This window comes from Sphingosinicella sp. LHD-64 (genome assembly GCF_031157375.1).
GTDB lineage: Bacteria > Pseudomonadota > Alphaproteobacteria > Sphingomonadales > Sphingomonadaceae > Allosphingosinicella.
In genome coordinates, this window is sequence record NZ_JAVIFV010000001.1 from 983,654 (window position 1) to 1,000,054 (window position 16,401).

Annotated in this window: 16 protein-coding genes; 5 read left to right on the forward strand and 11 right to left on the reverse strand. The window is 67.8% G+C overall.

Features of this window, described 5'->3' with window-relative positions; genetic code table 11:
- Positions 1-28: 28 nt before the first annotated feature.
- Entirely contained in the window at positions 29-1,132 is a 1,104-nt protein-coding gene (locus tag RCO27_RS04705; RefSeq protein ID WP_309001476.1) for a hypothetical protein, read from the forward strand.
- Positions 1,133-1,279: 147 nt separating this feature from the next.
- On the opposite strand, the gene asd is transcribed toward RCO27_RS04705, so the two are convergent.
- Positions 1,280-2,140 (reverse strand): archaetidylserine decarboxylase, encoded by an 861-nt coding sequence (asd, locus tag RCO27_RS04710; RefSeq protein ID WP_309001477.1) that lies wholly within the window; start codon positions 2,138-2,140, stop codon positions 1,280-1,282.
- A 35-nt stretch (positions 2,141-2,175) separates the two neighbouring features.
- On the opposite strand from asd, the gene RCO27_RS04715 reads away from it, so the two are divergent.
- Positions 2,176-3,846 carry an aminotransferase class III-fold pyridoxal phosphate-dependent enzyme gene (locus tag RCO27_RS04715; protein WP_309001478.1) on the forward strand — a complete coding sequence of 557 codons (1,671 nt, stop codon included), beginning with the start codon at positions 2,176-2,178 and terminating at the stop codon, positions 3,844-3,846.
- Between the two features lie 82 nt (positions 3,847-3,928).
- On the opposite strand, the gene RCO27_RS04720 is transcribed toward RCO27_RS04715, so the two are convergent.
- The 3 genes from RCO27_RS04720 to RCO27_RS04730 all read right to left on the reverse strand — a co-directional run bounded on the left by RCO27_RS04720 (position 3,929) and on the right by RCO27_RS04730 (position 6,732).
- Positions 3,929-4,558, reverse strand: a complete 630-nt coding sequence (locus RCO27_RS04720; protein WP_309001479.1) for a hypothetical protein — start codon at positions 4,556-4,558, stop codon at positions 3,929-3,931.
- A gap of 38 nt (positions 4,559-4,596) precedes the next feature.
- Complete coding sequence (locus RCO27_RS04725; RefSeq protein WP_309001480.1) at positions 4,597-5,232, reverse strand: class I SAM-dependent methyltransferase; 636 nt, start codon at positions 5,230-5,232, stop codon at positions 4,597-4,599.
- A 144-nt stretch (positions 5,233-5,376) separates the two neighbouring features.
- Positions 5,377-6,732 carry an amidohydrolase family protein gene (locus RCO27_RS04730; RefSeq protein WP_309001481.1) on the reverse strand — a complete coding sequence of 452 codons (1,356 nt, stop codon included), beginning with the start codon at positions 6,730-6,732 and terminating at the stop codon, positions 5,377-5,379.
- Between the two features lie 155 nt (positions 6,733-6,887).
- Between RCO27_RS04730 and RCO27_RS04735 the strand changes: the two genes are divergently transcribed.
- The 3 genes from RCO27_RS04735 (at position 6,888) to RCO27_RS04745 (ending at position 9,568) form a co-directional block, all read left to right on the forward strand.
- Complete coding sequence (locus tag RCO27_RS04735; RefSeq protein ID WP_309001482.1) at positions 6,888-8,276, forward strand: leucyl aminopeptidase family protein; 1,389 nt, start codon at positions 6,888-6,890, stop codon at positions 8,274-8,276.
- A gap of 118 nt (positions 8,277-8,394) precedes the next feature.
- The gene (locus RCO27_RS04740) at positions 8,395-8,736 is read left to right on the forward strand and encodes a MarR family winged helix-turn-helix transcriptional regulator (protein WP_374990365.1); all 342 of its coding nucleotides are present in this window, start codon (positions 8,395-8,397) and stop codon (positions 8,734-8,736) included.
- Positions 8,681-9,568 carry an NlpC/P60 family protein gene (locus RCO27_RS04745; protein WP_309001484.1) on the forward strand — a complete coding sequence of 296 codons (888 nt, stop codon included), beginning with the start codon at positions 8,681-8,683 and terminating at the stop codon, positions 9,566-9,568. The genes RCO27_RS04740 and RCO27_RS04745 overlap by 56 nt, the downstream gene beginning before the upstream one ends.
- A gap of 3 nt (positions 9,569-9,571) precedes the next feature.
- Here RCO27_RS04745 and mltG read toward each other — a convergent pair whose 3' ends face one another.
- The 7 genes from mltG to RCO27_RS04780 form a co-directional block, all read right to left on the reverse strand.
- On the reverse strand, positions 9,572-10,546 hold the full coding sequence (gene mltG, locus RCO27_RS04750; RefSeq protein WP_309001485.1) for an endolytic transglycosylase MltG: 975 nt from the start codon (positions 10,544-10,546) through the stop codon (positions 9,572-9,574).
- Between the two features lie 16 nt (positions 10,547-10,562).
- Positions 10,563-11,822 carry a beta-ketoacyl-ACP synthase II gene (gene fabF, locus RCO27_RS04755; protein WP_309001486.1) on the reverse strand — a complete coding sequence of 420 codons (1,260 nt, stop codon included), beginning with the start codon at positions 11,820-11,822 and terminating at the stop codon, positions 10,563-10,565.
- 110 nt (positions 11,823-11,932) lie between these two features.
- Positions 11,933-12,169 (reverse strand): acyl carrier protein, encoded by a 237-nt coding sequence (locus RCO27_RS04760; RefSeq protein ID WP_309001487.1) that lies wholly within the window; start codon positions 12,167-12,169, stop codon positions 11,933-11,935.
- A gap of 80 nt (positions 12,170-12,249) precedes the next feature.
- Positions 12,250-12,987, reverse strand: a complete 738-nt coding sequence (gene fabG / locus RCO27_RS04765) for a 3-oxoacyl-[acyl-carrier-protein] reductase (RefSeq protein WP_309001488.1) — start codon at positions 12,985-12,987, stop codon at positions 12,250-12,252.
- A 2-nt stretch (positions 12,988-12,989) separates the two neighbouring features.
- Positions 12,990-13,913: an ACP S-malonyltransferase gene (gene fabD, locus RCO27_RS04770; protein WP_309001489.1), complete on the reverse strand. Its 924-nt coding sequence runs from the start codon at positions 13,911-13,913 to the stop codon at positions 12,990-12,992.
- A 329-nt stretch (positions 13,914-14,242) separates the two neighbouring features.
- Entirely contained in the window at positions 14,243-15,232 is a 990-nt protein-coding gene (locus tag RCO27_RS04775; protein ID WP_309001490.1) for an aldo/keto reductase, read from the reverse strand.
- Positions 15,233-15,249: 17 nt separating this feature from the next.
- Positions 15,250-16,302 (reverse strand): NAD(P)-dependent alcohol dehydrogenase, encoded by a 1,053-nt coding sequence (locus tag RCO27_RS04780; RefSeq protein WP_309001491.1) that lies wholly within the window; start codon positions 16,300-16,302, stop codon positions 15,250-15,252.
- Between the last annotated feature and the right edge of the window lie 99 nt (positions 16,303-16,401).

Here is a 16,401-nt window from a genome sequence, read left to right on the forward strand (position 1 = left end):
GACGACAATCGTGCCTAGGATGGGCGCGATGCAAGCCCAACCCCGCCCCCGCCTCGCCGCGCTCGACAGCTTTCGCGGGATCACCGTCGCCGCGATGATCGTCGTCAACACGCCGGGATCGTGGGACCATGTCTGGTGGCCGCTCGGCCATGCCGAATGGCACCGCTTCACGCCGACCGACCTCGTCTTCCCCGCCTTCCTCTGCGCGATGGGCGTCGCGCTCGGCCTGTCCTTCCCGCGCGTCATCGACGCGCAGCTCTGGCGACGCGTCGCCTGGCGGGTCTTCGCCCTGATCGCGATCGGCTGGGCGTGGCAGATGCTGGCACGGCCGGGCATCGAGACGTTCCGCGTCTTCGGCGTGCTGCCGCGCCTCGGCCTCTGCTTCGGGCTCGCCGCCACGATCGCGATCCTCACCGCGCGCCGCGCACCGGACGGCAAGGCGCGCCTCAACCCGTCGGCGATTGTCGTCGTCATCCTCGTCCTGCTGCTCGGCTATTGGGCGGCGATGGCGCTCGGCGGCGATTTCACGCCCGAAGGCAATTTCGCCGGTTGGGTCGATCGCGTCACCGTCGGCACAAATCATATGTGGCAGTCCGGCACAGACGCCGCGGGCCATGTCGTCTACGATCCCGAGGGGTTGCTCTCCACCCTTCCCGCCACCGCCAACGTGCTGTTCGGCCTGCTCGCCGCGCTCGCCTGGCAACGCGCGCCCGAACGCGCGATCGCCCGGATCGCCATCACCGGAGTCGCGCTGGTCCTGCTCGGCCTCGCACTCTCGCCTGCGTTCCCGATCAACAAGAAGATCTGGACCAGCAGCTATGTCCTGCTCACGACCGGCCTGTCGGCCTTGCTCTTCGCCGGCGTCATCGTCGCGAGCCGCAGTGCGATCGTGCGCCGCGCATTCCAGCCGTTCGATGTGTTCGGGATGAATGCGATCCTCGCTTATGTCGTGTCGCTGCTGATCGCGCTGGCGGGGATGCGGCTGGGCTTCCAGGCGGCCGCATTCGCGGGAATCGACGGCGTGCTCCGGGCGCCGTATCTCGCCTCGTTCCTCTATGCGCTGGCGGTGCTGCTCGTCGTGCTGGCGCTGCTGATCCCGCTGCACCGGCGGGGAATCCATCTCCGCCTGTAACCGCAGTTCAATCGACGAGCGCGACGTGTTCGATCTGTTCGTGACCTCCCAATTCGTCATTCCAGCGAAGGCTGGAATCTCATTTCCTGAAAACGACTCCGAAAAGGCAGAGAGATTCCAGCTTTCGCTGGAATGACGGTTTTGCTCTCAGGGGAACCGTATGAGGGCCTGCCCCGCGCGAATAGAGGCGCCTTCGGCGATCCCGTCCGCCAGTTCGAAGCCAGGCGGCGCAATCACGATGATCGTCGAACCGTGCTCGAACCAGCCGATTTCCTCGCCCTTTGAAAGGGCAGTGTCGCCCGGAATCGTGCGGGCGCCGCCCTCGCGCAGGAGCCGACCGTCGCCGGCGAAGTGGAGGCGGATGCCGGCGACGAGGATCGCGGCGACGGGGACGAGGAGGATCGGATGGCCCGTGGCGGTAAGGTGCGTGGCGATCACGGCGCGCTCGTTGCGGCAGTACAGACGTTCGACCCGGTTGAGGGCGGCGCGGTTCACGTTCCAGGCATCGCCCGGGATGTAGCGGACCTGGTCGACGACCAGGTCGTGCGGTGCATGAAAGCGGTGATACATGCCGGCAGTGAGGCGCAGAGTGGCGAATGTGCCGTCGGCGAAGGTGCCGGCGTCGGCATCGAGAAGGTCGCCGAGAGCATAGTCCCGCCCCTTCACCTGATAGAGCCGCCCTGCCTCGATCCGGCCGCAGGCGCCGACAATGGCATCGCACGGGCTTGAAAGAATTTCCGGATCGGGATCAAAGGTCCGTGCGCCCGGCCTGAGACCGCGTGTGAAGGCGTGATGGAGGCTGCGGAAGCGGGTCTCCTCGGCATTCTCGAGGTCGGGATCGGCGAAGAAGCGCCACAATGCGATCGAGGGCCTGCTGACCAAGGGCGTCTCGATCTTGCTGAGATTGCCCATCAGCCGGGTCGCCGAGCGTCGCGGCAGCTTGTTGGTCAACGCGAAGTTCACGTCCTCGCGCAGCAGGAGGCCCATCAGCCGTTCGCGGACTGTCATATTTCGTACCGTTCCCTGTCGTAACCCTGCCGTCCATGAGCAACCGGACCACCTGGGCGACCGCAGCCGTCACCGGCGCCGCCACCCTCCTCACTCTCGGCGTCGCGCGGCGCCGCGTGCTCCTCTCGCAGGCCAAGCACCGTTCGCTGACCGGCCATGTCCGGATGGCGAAGCGGATCGCGGGGCTGATCCCCTTCTACGCCTATGACGAACACCGCTTCTTCCGCGCGGATGATCCCGCCGAGGAGGTCGCAGCCGCACGCGAGGCCGGGTTCCGGCGCCTCTCTGCCCTCTACGCCGAACGCTTCCCCAGGACGCTGGCGCTGACCGCGGACGCGCGCGAGGGCCTCTCCGACCTCCAGTTCACCGGCGCCTACCGCGTCCCCTTCCAGTTCAGCCGCCATGCCCGCCAGCACCTGCCGACGGGCGCGTTCATGGCCGCGTCGGACGGGGTGATGCTGACCGATCTCGACGGCAACCGTTTCTACGATCTCGCCGGCTCCTACGGCGCCAACCTGCTCGGCACCGACGTCTACAAGGCCTGCATCGCCGAGGCGGCCGAGCTGGTTGCGGACCTCGGCCCGGTGCTCGGCAGCTACCATCCGGTCGTCGCCGACAATGTCGCGCGGCTCAGGACCCTCACCGGCATGGACGAGGTTTCGTTCCACATGTCGGGCACCGAGGCGGTGATGCAGGCGGTGCGGCTCGCCCGCTATCACACCGGACGGCCGCGCATCGTCCGCTTTGCCGGCGCCTATCATGGCTGGTGGGGCGAGGTGCAGCCGGGGATCGGCAACCCCGTGTCCGCCGACCGCACCGTCACCCTCGCCGACATGTCGGACAAGGCGCTGGCCGCGCTGGCGAGCCGCAAGGACATCGCCTGCGTGCTGGTGAACCCGCTGCAGGCGCTGCATCCGAACAAGGGCGCACCCGCCGACAGCGCGCTGGTCGATTCGAGCCGCAAGGCGGGCGTCGACCGGACGGCCTATGCCGACTGGCTCCGGCGTCTCGCCGACACCTGCCGCGCGAACGGCATCGTGCTGATCTTCGACGAGGTCTTCACCGGCTTCCGTCTCGCCCCCGGCGGCGCGGCCGAATATTTCGGTGTGCGGCCCGACATGCTGACCTACGGCAAGACCCTGGGCGGCGGCTTGCCCGTGGGTGTGATCTGCGGCCCGCACGCCCTCATGAAGCGCTACCGCGACGACCGGCCGGGCGACATCTGCTTCGCCCGCGGCACGTTCAACAGCCACCCTTATGTGATGGGCGCAATGAACGCCTTCCTGCGCCGCTTCGAAAGTGCGGAGGTGCGGGCACTGTACGACGGGATCGACGAGCGCTGGAACAATCGCGCCGCGTCGCTCAACGCGCGGCTGGCCGACGCGGGGCTGCCGGTGGCGGTCGCCAATCTTTCCAGCGTCTGGACGGTCGGCTTCACCGTCCCCTCGCCCTATAACTGGATGCTGCAATATTATCTCCGTGCCGAGGGGCTGCATTTGTCCTGGGTTGGCACCGGCCGGCTGATCTTCAGCCTGAACCATTCCGACGCCGACTTCGCCGAGGTCAGCGATCGCGTCGTTCGCGCCGCTCAGGCCATGCAGGCCGATCACTGGTGGACCCACGATCCCGAACTCACCGACAAGACGATCCGCCGCCGCATCCTCAGGGAGATGTTCGCGGCGCGGCGGAACGGGAAGACCGTCTAGATCCATCGAAACCGGACCCCGGCCCGAAGGCCGGGGTTCAGTTGGGGAGTCCGCCGCGGCCGGGGCCGGGGCGCGTCACCGGTCAATGCACGCTGGCGACGAGTTCGTCGTCGATCCGCTCGCCCTTCAGCAGCCGGACCGGCGCCTTGTGATAGAGCTTGATGTCGTTGAACGGGTCGGTGACGATCTTCAGCGCCCAGGCGAGTCCGGTCTCGACGTCGCGGATGAAGAAGAGCTGGACGGTGCGGAACACCAGGCCCGCCACGCCGAGGCCCAGCCAGAGCAGGCCGAGATGGCGGATAAACTCCACCGGCCCGTTATGCACCGCGAACAGGCCCAGTGCCGTCGGATCGGCCCAGAGCATGACCGGTGTAAGTGCCCAGATCGACATGAACACCCATTTGCGGAACAGGTTGTAGCCGACCTTCACGTCTTCCTTATATTCGTGGGTCGCCTGGTTGACGTGGTCGTAGCCCTTGGGCTCGAAGAAGAAATGACCCGCCTGGCGGCTCGTCATCGCGATCAGCCAGCCGAGCAGGCTTGCCAGCGCCGGATCATGGAAGAGCAGGATGTAGGCGCAGATGAAGGTGCTCGCGCTCAGGAAATGCAGGCTCTGGTTGATCAGGCTGTGATGGTAATAACGATGATCGTCCCAGCGAAGTTCGTGCAGCAATTCCTTGAATTCACCGATATTCTGTTTGACCGCGCCCATGTCGTGCCCCGATCGCTTGAGTTGGATTGCGTGAAGGTTCAGGCCTCGGCCAGCTTCTCGAAGCGGACGAGGCTGAAATGGCCGAGCGGCGGCAGTGCGCGCCGCTCGATGAGCCGGACCGAGGGCGTCTTCGCCGCCCATTCGGTGTAGCGTTCCCACGGGAAATCGGTGCGGAAGCCGAGGCGGGTGGTGACCGGCATCAGCGTCTTCTCGATCGTCTTGCGGACGCCCTTCTCGGCGCCGACGCGGGTCGCGATCACGATCTCGCCGCCGGGCCGCACGACGCGCGCGAACTCGTCCAGCGCCTTTTCCGGATTGGGCACGGCGGTCACCACATATTGGGCGACGATGACGTCGAAGCTGTTGTCGGGGAATTCGAGGTGCTCCGCGTCCATGACCTCGATCGCCTCGACATTGTCGAGGCCCAGCGCAGCGACGCGACGGCGCGCCTTTTCCAGCATCGGCTCGGAGATGTCGACGCCGTAGAGGCGGCTGGCCCGACTGTAGGCGGGCAGCGAGATGCCGGTGCCGACGCCGACCTCCAGGATCCGTCCGCCGATCCGCTCGGCGACCCGGATCGAATCGGCGCGGCCGCGGCGGAAGACCGGGCCGAAGACGAGATCGTAGACCGGCGCCCACTTGCCATAGGCGCCGGCGACTTGGTCGGTGTGCATGCTGTGACGAGGATGGACGGCGGCCTGCTGCATCGCGACGCTCTTCCCTGCGCGCGGCGCCCAGTGCGCGCCGCGAGGGCCGTTATGTTCGCGCAATGTGAAAACCTCGCGACAATCGCGCGTTCGTTCGGTTTCAACCCGACGCTATTGCGAGAGAGTCGCACCCGCATATCTGGCGATGATCGCGTCGAGCAGCGCCTGCAGCGCGGCCGCGTCGTGCCAGCGGCCACCCGCCATCACGCCGAGCGGACGCTGCAACGTGCCAAGGTCGTCGAGCGGATTGGCCGCCACGAGCAAAAGATCGGCGCGCTGCCCCATGGCGACGGTGCCGAAGCGCTCCGCCTCCGGGTTGGTAGAGGCGATGAACGCGCCCGGCCCGCGCGTCGCGGTCGCGAGCACCTGGTAGCGGCTGAGCCCCGCCGCCTCGAGCGCCGCGAGGTTGCGGTGGAGCGCGAAACCCGACGCCAGGCCCGGGATCGTCGGCGCGTCCGTGCCGGAGATCAGCGGAATGCCGGCATCGGCGAGCGCATCGACGAAGCGGGCGAGGAAGGCGGCGCGCGTGGCGAGGCTGCCCTCGCGCCGCACATAGCCGCTGCCCCGCCACGCGATCCGGTCGCTTGGCGCGAGATAGCGCGCCTCGGGCAGGCGCAGCCAGGCGTCGACCACATCCTGCCGGCCGCGCTGCGCCGCGATGGTCTGGTATGTGGCGAGATCCGCGGTCACCACCGTGCCGGTGCGGCGCAGATAGTCGATCGCGCGCGGGATTTCGCTGTCGGCGGGCGCCGAATTCGGGTCCGCGCCCTCGGGAACGCGGAAGAAGGAGTAGAGGAACTCCTCGAGATGCGCGACCATCACCTGCCCGCCGGCGATCTGTCGCTCCAGCCCGAGGCTTTCGACAGTGTGCCCGACGACGGGGAGTCCCACCTCGCGCCCTTCCGCGACCAGCGCCGCGAACGCCTCTGGGCTCAGGCCGTTGTAGACCTTGATGAAATCATAGCCGTTCGCCTTCGCAAGCCGCACCGCCCAGCGCGCCGCCTCAGGCGTCGCGACGACGAGATGGCCGTAGCGCGGCGATCCGTCGACCGCGAGCGCGACGAAGAGACGCGGCCCGGGCACATCGCCGCGCGCGACCGCGGCGCGGGTGCGCCCGACCATCGCATTGGGCGCCTCGCCCAGATCGAGCGCGGTGGTGATCCCGTTGGCCAGCAGCAGCGCCAGCTCGTCGCGGGTCCCGACATGGACGTGCATGTCGGCGAGGCCGGGCAGCAGCCAGGCTGTGCCGCCACCGTCGACGATCCGGGCGCCATCGGGCACGCTGAGCCGCGAGCCGATCGCCTGGACGCGCCCGTCGGAGACGAGCACCGTCTGGTTGCGCAGGGCGCGCTCGCTGTCCATCGGCAGAACGTTGACGCGCACGAAGGCGGTGACGGCCGGCTGCGCCGCGAGCGGCATGCCGAGACTCAGGAACAGGGCGGCGAGGAGAACGCGAAAGCTGGTCATGGCCGTGCCATAGTCACGCGACGCGCCGGCTCCAATCCCCTCGCGCAGGTCCGTTCGACGTTAGTCGAGCACGCCGGCCGGCGCGATCAATGTCATACCCACCGCAGTGCTACGCCGCTCTGGCGCGGCGCACGGGAAATGCCTAATTCCGGAGCATGACCGATCTCTCCGCTCTGCTCCAGCCCGACAAGGGCCAGGCCGCCACTCCGCTTCGGCTCGTCGACAAGAAGGGCTTCGAGGACTGGCTGAAGGCGCAGCCCGAGCAGGCGCGCCGCGCCGCCGAGGCGCAGGGATTCAAGGGCGAAGGATACCAGCTCGCCATCCTACCCGAGGAGCGCGACGGCTGGTCCGCGGCGCTTGGCGTCGCCAATGTGGCCGAGCTCAGCCCCTGGTGCCTCGCCAAGGCGGCGGAAACCCTGCCGGAGGGCACTTACCGGCTGGCGTCGGGCGGGCCGGGCCCGGCGGTGCTCGGCTGGCTGCTCGGCCAGTATCGCTTCGACCGCTACCGCAAGAAGGCCGAGCCGAAGGGCCCGCGGGTGCTGCTCACCGACGATCCGGCGCGGATCGAGGACACGGTGCTCGTCGCCGCCTCGACCTTCCTGGTCCGCGACCTCGTCAACGTCCCGGCCGGCGATCTTGGTCCCGCCGAGCTGGAAGCTGCGGCGCGGGAGGTGGCCGACGCGTGCGGCGCCAAGCTCGTCATTGTCTCCGGCAAGGCCTTGGAAGACGGCTATCCCATGGTCGCTGCCGTGGGCGCCGCGGCCGTGCCGGCGCGCGCGCCGCGGCTGATCACGCTCGACTGGGGCGACCAGCGCCACCCGAAGATCGCGCTGGTCGGCAAGGGCGTCTGCTTCGACAGCGGCGGACTGGATCTGAAGCCCGCGTCCGGCATGCGCCTGATGAAGAAGGACATGGGCGGAGCCGCGCATGCCCTCGCGCTCGCGCGGCTGGTGATGAAGGCGAATCTGCCGGTCCGCCTGAAGCTGCTGATCCCCGCGGTCGAGAATGCGGTCTCCGCCGCCGCCTTCCGCCCGGGCGACATTCTCAGGAGCCGCCAGGGCCTCACCGTCGAGATCGGCAACACCGATGCGGAAGGCCGGCTGATCCTGGCCGACGCGCTCGCCGACGCGGCGGCGGACAAGCCCGAGCTCATCCTCGATTTCGCGACCCTGACCGGCGCCGCCCGCGTCGCCCTGGGGCCGGATCTGCCGGCGCTCTTCGCCAATGACGACTTGCTGGCGAACGATCTGCTCGCAGCGGGGACCGCAGCCTCCGACCCGCTCTGGCGCATGCCGCTGTGGAAGCCCTACGAGGAGATGCTGTCCTCCGATGTCGCCGATCTCGGCAATGTCTCGGAAGCCCCAATGGCGGGCGCGGTCACCGCCGCTCTCTTCCTCCAGAAGTTCGTGCCCGAAGGCACGCCCTGGGCGCACTTCGACACGTTCGCGTGGCGCTCCAGCGCCAAGCCCGGGCGGCCGAAAGGGGGAGAGGCCCTGGGACTGCGCGCCGCCTGGGAGGTGCTGCGCGCACGTTATCCACGCTGATTTTCGCGGAAATCTGCAGGAATCCTGAAACGAAACGGGCGCTGGCTGGTTCTTGCTCCGTAACGTCGATCAATTTTCGGAGTTTGGCAACGTGGCGGACCAGTCCCTCAAGAGCTGGATGGAAACGCTCATCAACTATGTCCGATCGGGGGAGCCGGACCTTACCAATCGCCAGATGGCGCTGATGCTGATGGTCTATCTGACCCCGGGGCCGCATACGGTCCGCGGCCTCGCCCATATCCTCGGCGTCTCGAAACCGGTCATCACGCGCGCCTTGAACACGCTCGGCTCGCTCGGCTATCTGCGGCGGGTTCGCGACGAGAGCGATCGCCGCAACGTCTTCGTTGCAAGGACCAGCACCGGGCAGGACTTTCTTGACTCTTTCCAGCGCAACCTCGACCAGGATGGCCCCAACCGGAGAGCGGCTCGCGAACGCAGCTTCATCCTCCAGCACGGATGAGCGCTTCAACCTGTCCGGCCCCTCGGTGCCGCTCGATGCGCGGCTGAACGCCTATCGCAGCGATCTCGCCGATATCGGCCTCGCCGGCCGCATCCTCGCACCCCACTATGCCCGGCCGCTGATGCGGGCGTGCGGCGCCCATGCGACCTATGTCCGCGGCAGGGCAGATGGAGAGAGCGCGGCGATCTCCGAATTGTTGCCGGGCGAGGATTTCGCGGTGCTGGAATATGCCGGCGGCTGGGCCTGGGGCTATTGCGCGGCCGATCATGTCGTCGGCTATGTCGAGGCGATCACGCTCGCGGCGCCGCAGATCTGGACTCATATCGTGTGCGAGAAATGGGCACCCGTCGCCCCCGACGCGCGGATCACCGCACCGGTGCTGGCGGGGCTGCCCATGGGCGCACGGCTGCACGGCGAGGAATGCGGCGCCTGCCTCTCGACCGAATATGGCTGCGTGCCGCTCAGCCATTTGCGGCCGATCGCGGAGCCCTGCGAAGATCCGGTCGCGGTGGCCGAGCGGCTGATCGGCGCGCCTTATCTGGAGGGCGGGCGCGGGCCCGCAGGCGTCGATGCGGCCGGCCTGATCCAGCTCGCGCTCGGCCTGAGCGGAATCGAGGCGCCGCGCTTCGTCGAGCAGCTGGCGGTCCTCGGCGCGCCGGTGCCATCGGGCGCGCCCTTGCGCCCCGGCGATCTGATCGTCGCCGACAGCGAGGCCGGGCTGATGATCGACGATCTCATGCTGATCCATGCCAGCAGGTCCGCCGGCAAGGTCACGACTGCGCCTTATGCGGCGTTCGATGGCCCGGACACGGCGCGCCGCCGCCTGTTCTGAGCGTTACATTTCGCCGCGCGCGCGGCGGATCGCGTACCAGCGCTGCACGTTGGCATTGTGCTGGTCCAGCGTGTCGGCGAAGATATGTCCGCCGGTCCCGTCCGCGACGAAATAGAGCGCGTTGGTCTGCGCCGGGTTGAGCACCGCCGCGATCGATTCCCGGCCCGGATTGGCGATCGGGCCGATCGGCAGGCCGGCGCTGCGATAGGTGTTGTAGCCATTGTCGGCATTGAGCTCCGAGCGCAGGATGCGCCGGCCGAGCGGGCGCCCGCGTGTGATCGGATAGATGACGGTGGGATCGGCCTGCAGCGGCATGCCGCGTCGCAGCCGATTGGTGTAGACGCCCGCGACCATCCGCCGCTCGGAGGGCTTGCCGGTCTCCTTCTCGACGATCGAGGCGAGGATGATCGCCGCCTCCGGGCTCGCCACCGCGCTGTTGCCGCCGCGCTGCCCCCAAAGCCGTTCGAGCTCGCGGCGCATCGCCCCGCGCATCCGGTCCAGCACCGCCACGCGGCTTTCGCCGCGGCGGTAGGAATAACTGTCCGGCAAGATCGACCCTTCCGGCGGCACCTCGATATTTCCGGTGAGATAGGGGACCTGCATCAGCCGCTCGTGCACCAGCACGGAGGGCATGCCTTCGGGGATCGTGACCAGCCGCTGGATCGGCCGCCCATATTGGAGGTGCGTCAGGATCGCCGCGGCGCTCATCTTCGGCCGGAGCTGGAACTCGCCAGCCTGGATCGGTGCGTTGCCACCGAACAGCCGCGCGAAGCCGCGGAAGGTGGTCGCGTTGCCGCGGATCAGCCCTTCGCGCTCGAGTTGGTAGGCGAGGCGCGAAACGCTGCTGCCCTGCTCGACGATCAGCGTCTTCGGCTGGTCGATCGGCCCCGGCCCCGCCCACAGGATCCAGAAGGCGGTGCCGGCGGCCAGAATCGCCAGCGCCGGCAGGATCAGCAGCAGCAGGAAGGCGTGCTTCATGAGCGCCGAGATCGGGTCAGATCGCCTTCATGACAAGGCTGGCATTGGTGCCGCCGAAGCCGAAGCTGTTGTTGAGCACCGCGCGGACCTGCCGTTCCTTGGCGACATGCGGCACCAGATCGACGCCCTCCACGCCCTCGCTCGGATTGTCGAGGTTGAGCGTCGGCGGGACGATCTGGTCGCGCAGCGCGAGGATGCAGAAAATACTCTCCACCGCGCCGGCGCCGCCGAGCAGATGGCCGATCGCCGATTTGGTCGAACTCATCGACAGGTTGGCGATGTTGTTGCCGAACAGGCGGCGGACGGCGCCCAGCTCCAGCTCGTCGCCGAGCGGGGTCGAGGTGCCATGGGCGTTGATATAGTCGATGTCGGAGAGGGAAAGGCCGGACTTGCGGACCGCCATCTCCATCGACCGGTACGCGCCCGAGCCTTCGGGATGCGGCGCCGTGACGTGATAGGCGTCACCGGAGAGGCCATAGCCCACGACCTCGGCGTAGATCTTGGCCCCGCGCGCCTTGGCCCGCTCATATTCCTCGAGCACGACCACGCCCGCGCCCTCGCCCATCACGAAGCCGTCGCGGTCCTTGTCATAGGGGCGGCTGCCGCGCTGCGGCTCGGCCTTGAAGTTGGTCGAGAGCGCCCGCGCCTGGGCGAAGCCGGCGATACCGATCGGGCAGATCGCACCCTCCGCGCCGCCGGCGAGCATCACGTCCGCATCGTCCATCGCGATCATGCGTGCCGCATCGCCGATCGAGTGCGCGCCGGTCGAGCAGGCGGTGACGACGGCATGGTTGGGGCCCATCAGGCCATATTTGATCGAGACCTGGCCGGAGATGAGGTTGATGAGGCGCCCGTGGACGAAGTGCGGTGAAACACGCCGCGGCCCCTTGTGCTCCAGCACCAGGCTCTCGCTCTCGATGCCCGGCAGCCCCCCGATGCCCGATCCGATCGAGCAGCCGGCGCGGAAACGCTCCTCCTCGCTCATGTCGGTGAGGCCGGCGTCCTCGATCGCCTGGCCGGCGGCATCGATGCCGTAGATGATGAACGGATCGACCTGGCGCTGCACCTTGTGATCGACGCGCAGGTTCGGGTCGAAGCCATATTCGTGCTCCGGCGGCTTCACCTCGCAGGCATAGTCGCAGGCATAGTCGGTCGCGTCGAAGCGCGTGATCGTGCCCGCCCCGCTCTTCGCGGCGATGATGTTCCTCCAGCTGGTCTCGACGTCTCCGCCCAAAGGCGTCACGAGGCCCAGACCCGTCACCACGACACGGCGCATTCTATACTCCCAAGATAGACAAACGGCCCCCCGACCATCGACGGGGAGCCGTTTTCATTCAAATCGGCTCGAACACCGCCTCAGCCGGCGGGGAGGCCCTCAAAATCAGGTCAGGCCTTGTTCTGGTCGATATAGTCGATCGCGTCCTTCACCGTCGTGATCTTCTCGGCGGCGTCGTCCGGAATCTCGACCCCGAACTCTTCCTCGAACGCCATGACCAGCTCGACGATGTCGAGGCTGTCCGCGCCGAGATCGTCGATGAAGCTCGCTTCCTCGGTGACCTTGTCGGCCTCGACGCCGAGATGGTCGACGACGATCTTCTTCACGCGGTCCGCGGTCTCGCTCATAGTTCACCTTTCCCTAGAGGCGTTTTTCGTTGGGAATGCCCTAGCCGCTTGGCCGGGGGGTGCGCAAGTGGGGCGCGCGATCAGAGCATCGCCATCCCGCCATTGACGTGCAGCGTCTGGCCGGTGACGTAGCCCGCCTCGCGGCTCGCCAGATAGACGGCGGCCGCGGCGATGTCCTCGCCGGTGCCGAGGTCGCCGACCGGGATGCGGCCGAGCAGGGCCTCCTTCTGGGCCTCGGGCAGCACCTCCGTCATCGCCGAGCGGATGAACCCGGGCGCGATGCAGTTGACGGTGATGCCGCGCGAGGCGACTTCCTGGGCGAGCGCCTTGGACATGCCGACGATGCCGGCCTTGGACGCCGCGTAATTGGCCTGTCCCGGATTGCCGGTGGCGCCGACCACCGAGGTCACCGAGACGATCCGGCCGAAGCGGGCGCGCATCATGGGCTTCAGCGCGGCACGGGCGAGACGGAAGGCGGCTTCCAGGTTCACCCGGATCACTGTGTCCCACTCCTCATCCTTCATCCGCATCGCGAGATTGTCGCGGGTGACGCCGGCATTGTTGACGAGGATGTCGAGCTGGCCCAGCGCCTCAACCGCCTGCGGCACCAGCGCATCGACTGCGGCACCAGCGCCGAGATCGCAGACCAGAGCGACATGATCGTCGCCCAGTTCCGCCCGGAAAGCCTCCAGCTTCTCCGCATTCGACCCCGACACGGCGAGCCGCGCGCCCTGGGCCGTCAGCCCCCGCGCGATCGCCGAGCCAATGCCGCCCGAAGCGCCGGTGACGAGGGCGGTCATTCCCGAAAGGTCGAACATGGTCAGATCTCCTTCACCAGCGCGTCGATATCGTCCATCGTCACCACGTTCGTCACCTGGGCATCCGGGGCGATGCGCTTGACCATCGGGCCCAGCACCTTGCCGCCGAACTCGACGAAATGGGTGACGCCGGCCGCCGCCATGTTGGCAACGCTCTCGCGCCAGCGGACGATGCCGGTCACCTGCTCGATGAGCAGCTCCCGTATCGTATCGACGCTTTCGACCGGCTCGGCGGTCACGTTGGCGTAGAGTGGCACCGCTGGCGGCGCCATCGCGACCCCGGCCAGCGCTCCGGCCATCGCGTCGGCCGCCGGCTGCATCAGCGCGCAGTGGAACGGCGCGGAGACGGGCAGCAGGATGGCCCGCTTGGCGCCCTTCTCCTTCGCGATCTCGAGCGCGCGCTCGACCGCCGCCTTGCTGCCCGAGATCACGACCTGGGAAGGATCATTGTCGTTGGCGACGGCGCAAACCTCACCCTGAGCCGCAGCATCCACAACCGCCTGCGCGACGGCGAGATCGGCGCCGAGCAAAGCGGCCATCGCGCCATCGCCCACCGGCACCGCCGCCTGCATCGCCAGGCCGCGCGTCTTCAGCAGTCGCGCCGTCGTGGTGAGATCGAAGGTGCCGGCCGCGCAGAGCGCGGTATATTCACCGAGGCTGTGGCCGGCGACGAAACGCGCCTTGCCCGCCAGATCGATGCCCGCGGCACGCAGCGTCGCGATCGCATTGGCCATGATCGCCGGCTGGGCGTTTTCGGTCAGGGTCAGTTCGTCGGCCGGCCCTTCGGCCATCAGCCGCGCCAGCGACTGCCCCAGCGCCGCGTCGACTTCCTCCAGCACCGCCCGCGCGGCCGGGCTCGTTTCGGCGAGGGTCTTGCCCATGCCGACCGACTGGCTCCCCTGGCCGGGGAAGATGAAAGCGCGCATGTTCACCCCTTTCGCGAAAGGCATGGCGTTAGGAAGTGCGCTCGCGCCTGGCAAGCCCGGGATGCCGCCCTGGAAGCGCGACAATCCGGCATCGCGGGCCAACCCATCCTGTACCGCCCATTTCGCCGCCTCGAGCAGAGACGATGCTCCTGAAGTCCGTCGCAAACGCGCAGCAGTCGACGCTATGACCGCGACGATTCGTCGTCTGCCGATCCAGGCTTCGACAAGTGGCGGCGGGTCGGCGGCAGGAAGGCGGACAGCAGCTACTGATGTCGATGCGCGTCATCGAAGGTCGCGATCGTCCGCGCGTTGGCGAGGATGCTCCGGGCTCAGCGATTGACCAGCCGCTGCATCTGTTCGGGGTAGCGCGCGCCTTGCACTTCGACCTGGGAGAGCGCGGTCTCGATCTCGCGAAGGTCCTCGGCGGTCAGCTGGACCTGCGCGGCGGCGATATTCTCCTCCAGCCGGTGGAGCTTGGTCGTGCCCGGGATCGGCACGATCCAGGGCCGCTGCGCCAGCACCCAGGCGAGCGCGACCTGGGCCCGGGTCACATTCTTGCGCGCCGCGATGCCGCCGATCAGATCGACCAGCGCCTGGTTTGCCGCCAACGCCTCGGGTGCGAAACGCGGGAAGTTGTTGCGGAAATCATCTGCCTCGAATTTGGTGTTGGCGTCGATCGCGCCGGTCAGGAAGCCGCGGCCGAGCGGGCTGAACGGCACGAAGCCGATCCCGAGTTCGTCCAGCGTCGGGAAGACCGACGTCTCCGGCTCCCGCCACCACATCGAATATTCGCTCTGCAGCGCGGCGACGGGCTGGACGGCGTGGGCGCGGCGGATCGTCTCGGCGTTCGCCTCCGACAGGCCGAAATGGCGCACCTTGCCTTCCCGGATCAGCTCGCCGACCGTCCCCGCGACATCCTCGATCGGCACGTCGGGATCGACGCGATGCTGGTAGAAGAGGTCGATGACGTCGGTCTGCAGGCGCTTCAGGGAAGCGTCGGCCACCTCGCGGATGTGCGCGGGCCGGCTGTCCATGCCGCGCGGGACGTTGCCCTCGGTGATCCTGAAGCCGAACTTGGTGGCGATCACCACCCGGTCGCGGACCGGCGCGAGCGCCTCGCCGACCAGTTCCTCATTGGTGAACGGGCCGTAGAATTCGGCGGTGTCGAAGAAGGTGACGCCGCGCTCGACGGCGCCCCGGATCAGCGCGATCCCCTCCTCTTTCGACACCGGATGGCCATAGCCATGGCTGAGCCCCATGCAGCCGAGGCCGATGGCCGAGACGTCGAGGCCGCTCCTGCCGAGTGCGCGTGTCTGCATGGTCTTCTCCTTGAGGCTCAGGCGGCGAGCGATGCGCTGTCGATCACGAAGCGATATTTGACGTCGCTCTTCTGCATGCGGTCATACGCACGCTCGATGTCCTGGATCCGGATCATCTCGATATCGGCGACGATTCCCTTCTCGGCGCAGAAATCGAGCATCTCCTGCGTCTCGGGCAGGCCCCCGATGAGCGAGCCGGCGATCGCCTTGCGGCCGAAGATCAGCACAGCGACATTTGGCGACGGATGCGCATGTTCCGGCACCCCGACCAGGCACAAGGTGCCGTCGCGCTTCAGGAGCTGGGTATAGGCGTCGAGATTGTGGCTCGCCGCCACCGTGTTCAGGATGAAGTCGAAGCTGCCGGCATGGGCCGCCATCTCGTCTGCGTTGCGCGAGACGATGACCTCGTCCGCGCCGAGATCGAGCGCATCCTGGCGCTTGGCCTCCGAGCTGGTGAACGCGACGACATGCGCGCCCATCGCATGGGCGAGCTTCACGCCCATATGGCCGAGCCCGCCGATGCCGACGATGCCAACCTTCTGACCCGGGCCGACCTGCCAGTGGCGCAGCGGCGAATAGGTGGTGATGCCGGCGCAAAGCAGCGGCGCCACCGCGGGAAGCTGGTCCTCGGGATGGCTGATCTTCAGCACGAACCGGTCGTTGACCACGATTCGCTGCGAATAGCCGCCGAGCGTGTGGCCAGGCGCATCCTCGACCGGGCTGTTGTAGGTCGCGACGAAACCGTTCTCGCAATATTGCTCGAGACCATCCGCGCAGGAGGCGCAATGCTGGCAGCTGTCGACGAGGCAGCCCACGCCGACCGTGTCGCCGACCCCGAACCTGGAAACGTCGCTGCCGACCGCCGTCACATGACCGACGATCTCGTGGCCGGGCACGCAGGGATAGAGCGTCCCTTCCCATTCGGAGCGGACCTGATGCAGATCCGAATGGCAGACGCCGCAATAGGCGATGTCGATCTCGACATCGTGCGGACCCGGCTGGCGGCGCTCGATGTCGATCGGCTCGAGCGGCTTGTCGGCGACATAGGCGCCATAGGCTTTGACGACCATGGGACTCTCCTTTGAACGGGGATGACAGACGGGACATCCGGCGCTGCGGGCTGCGCCTCGCCAACCGAAATAGCCCGTACCTCGCCCCGCGATTAGAGG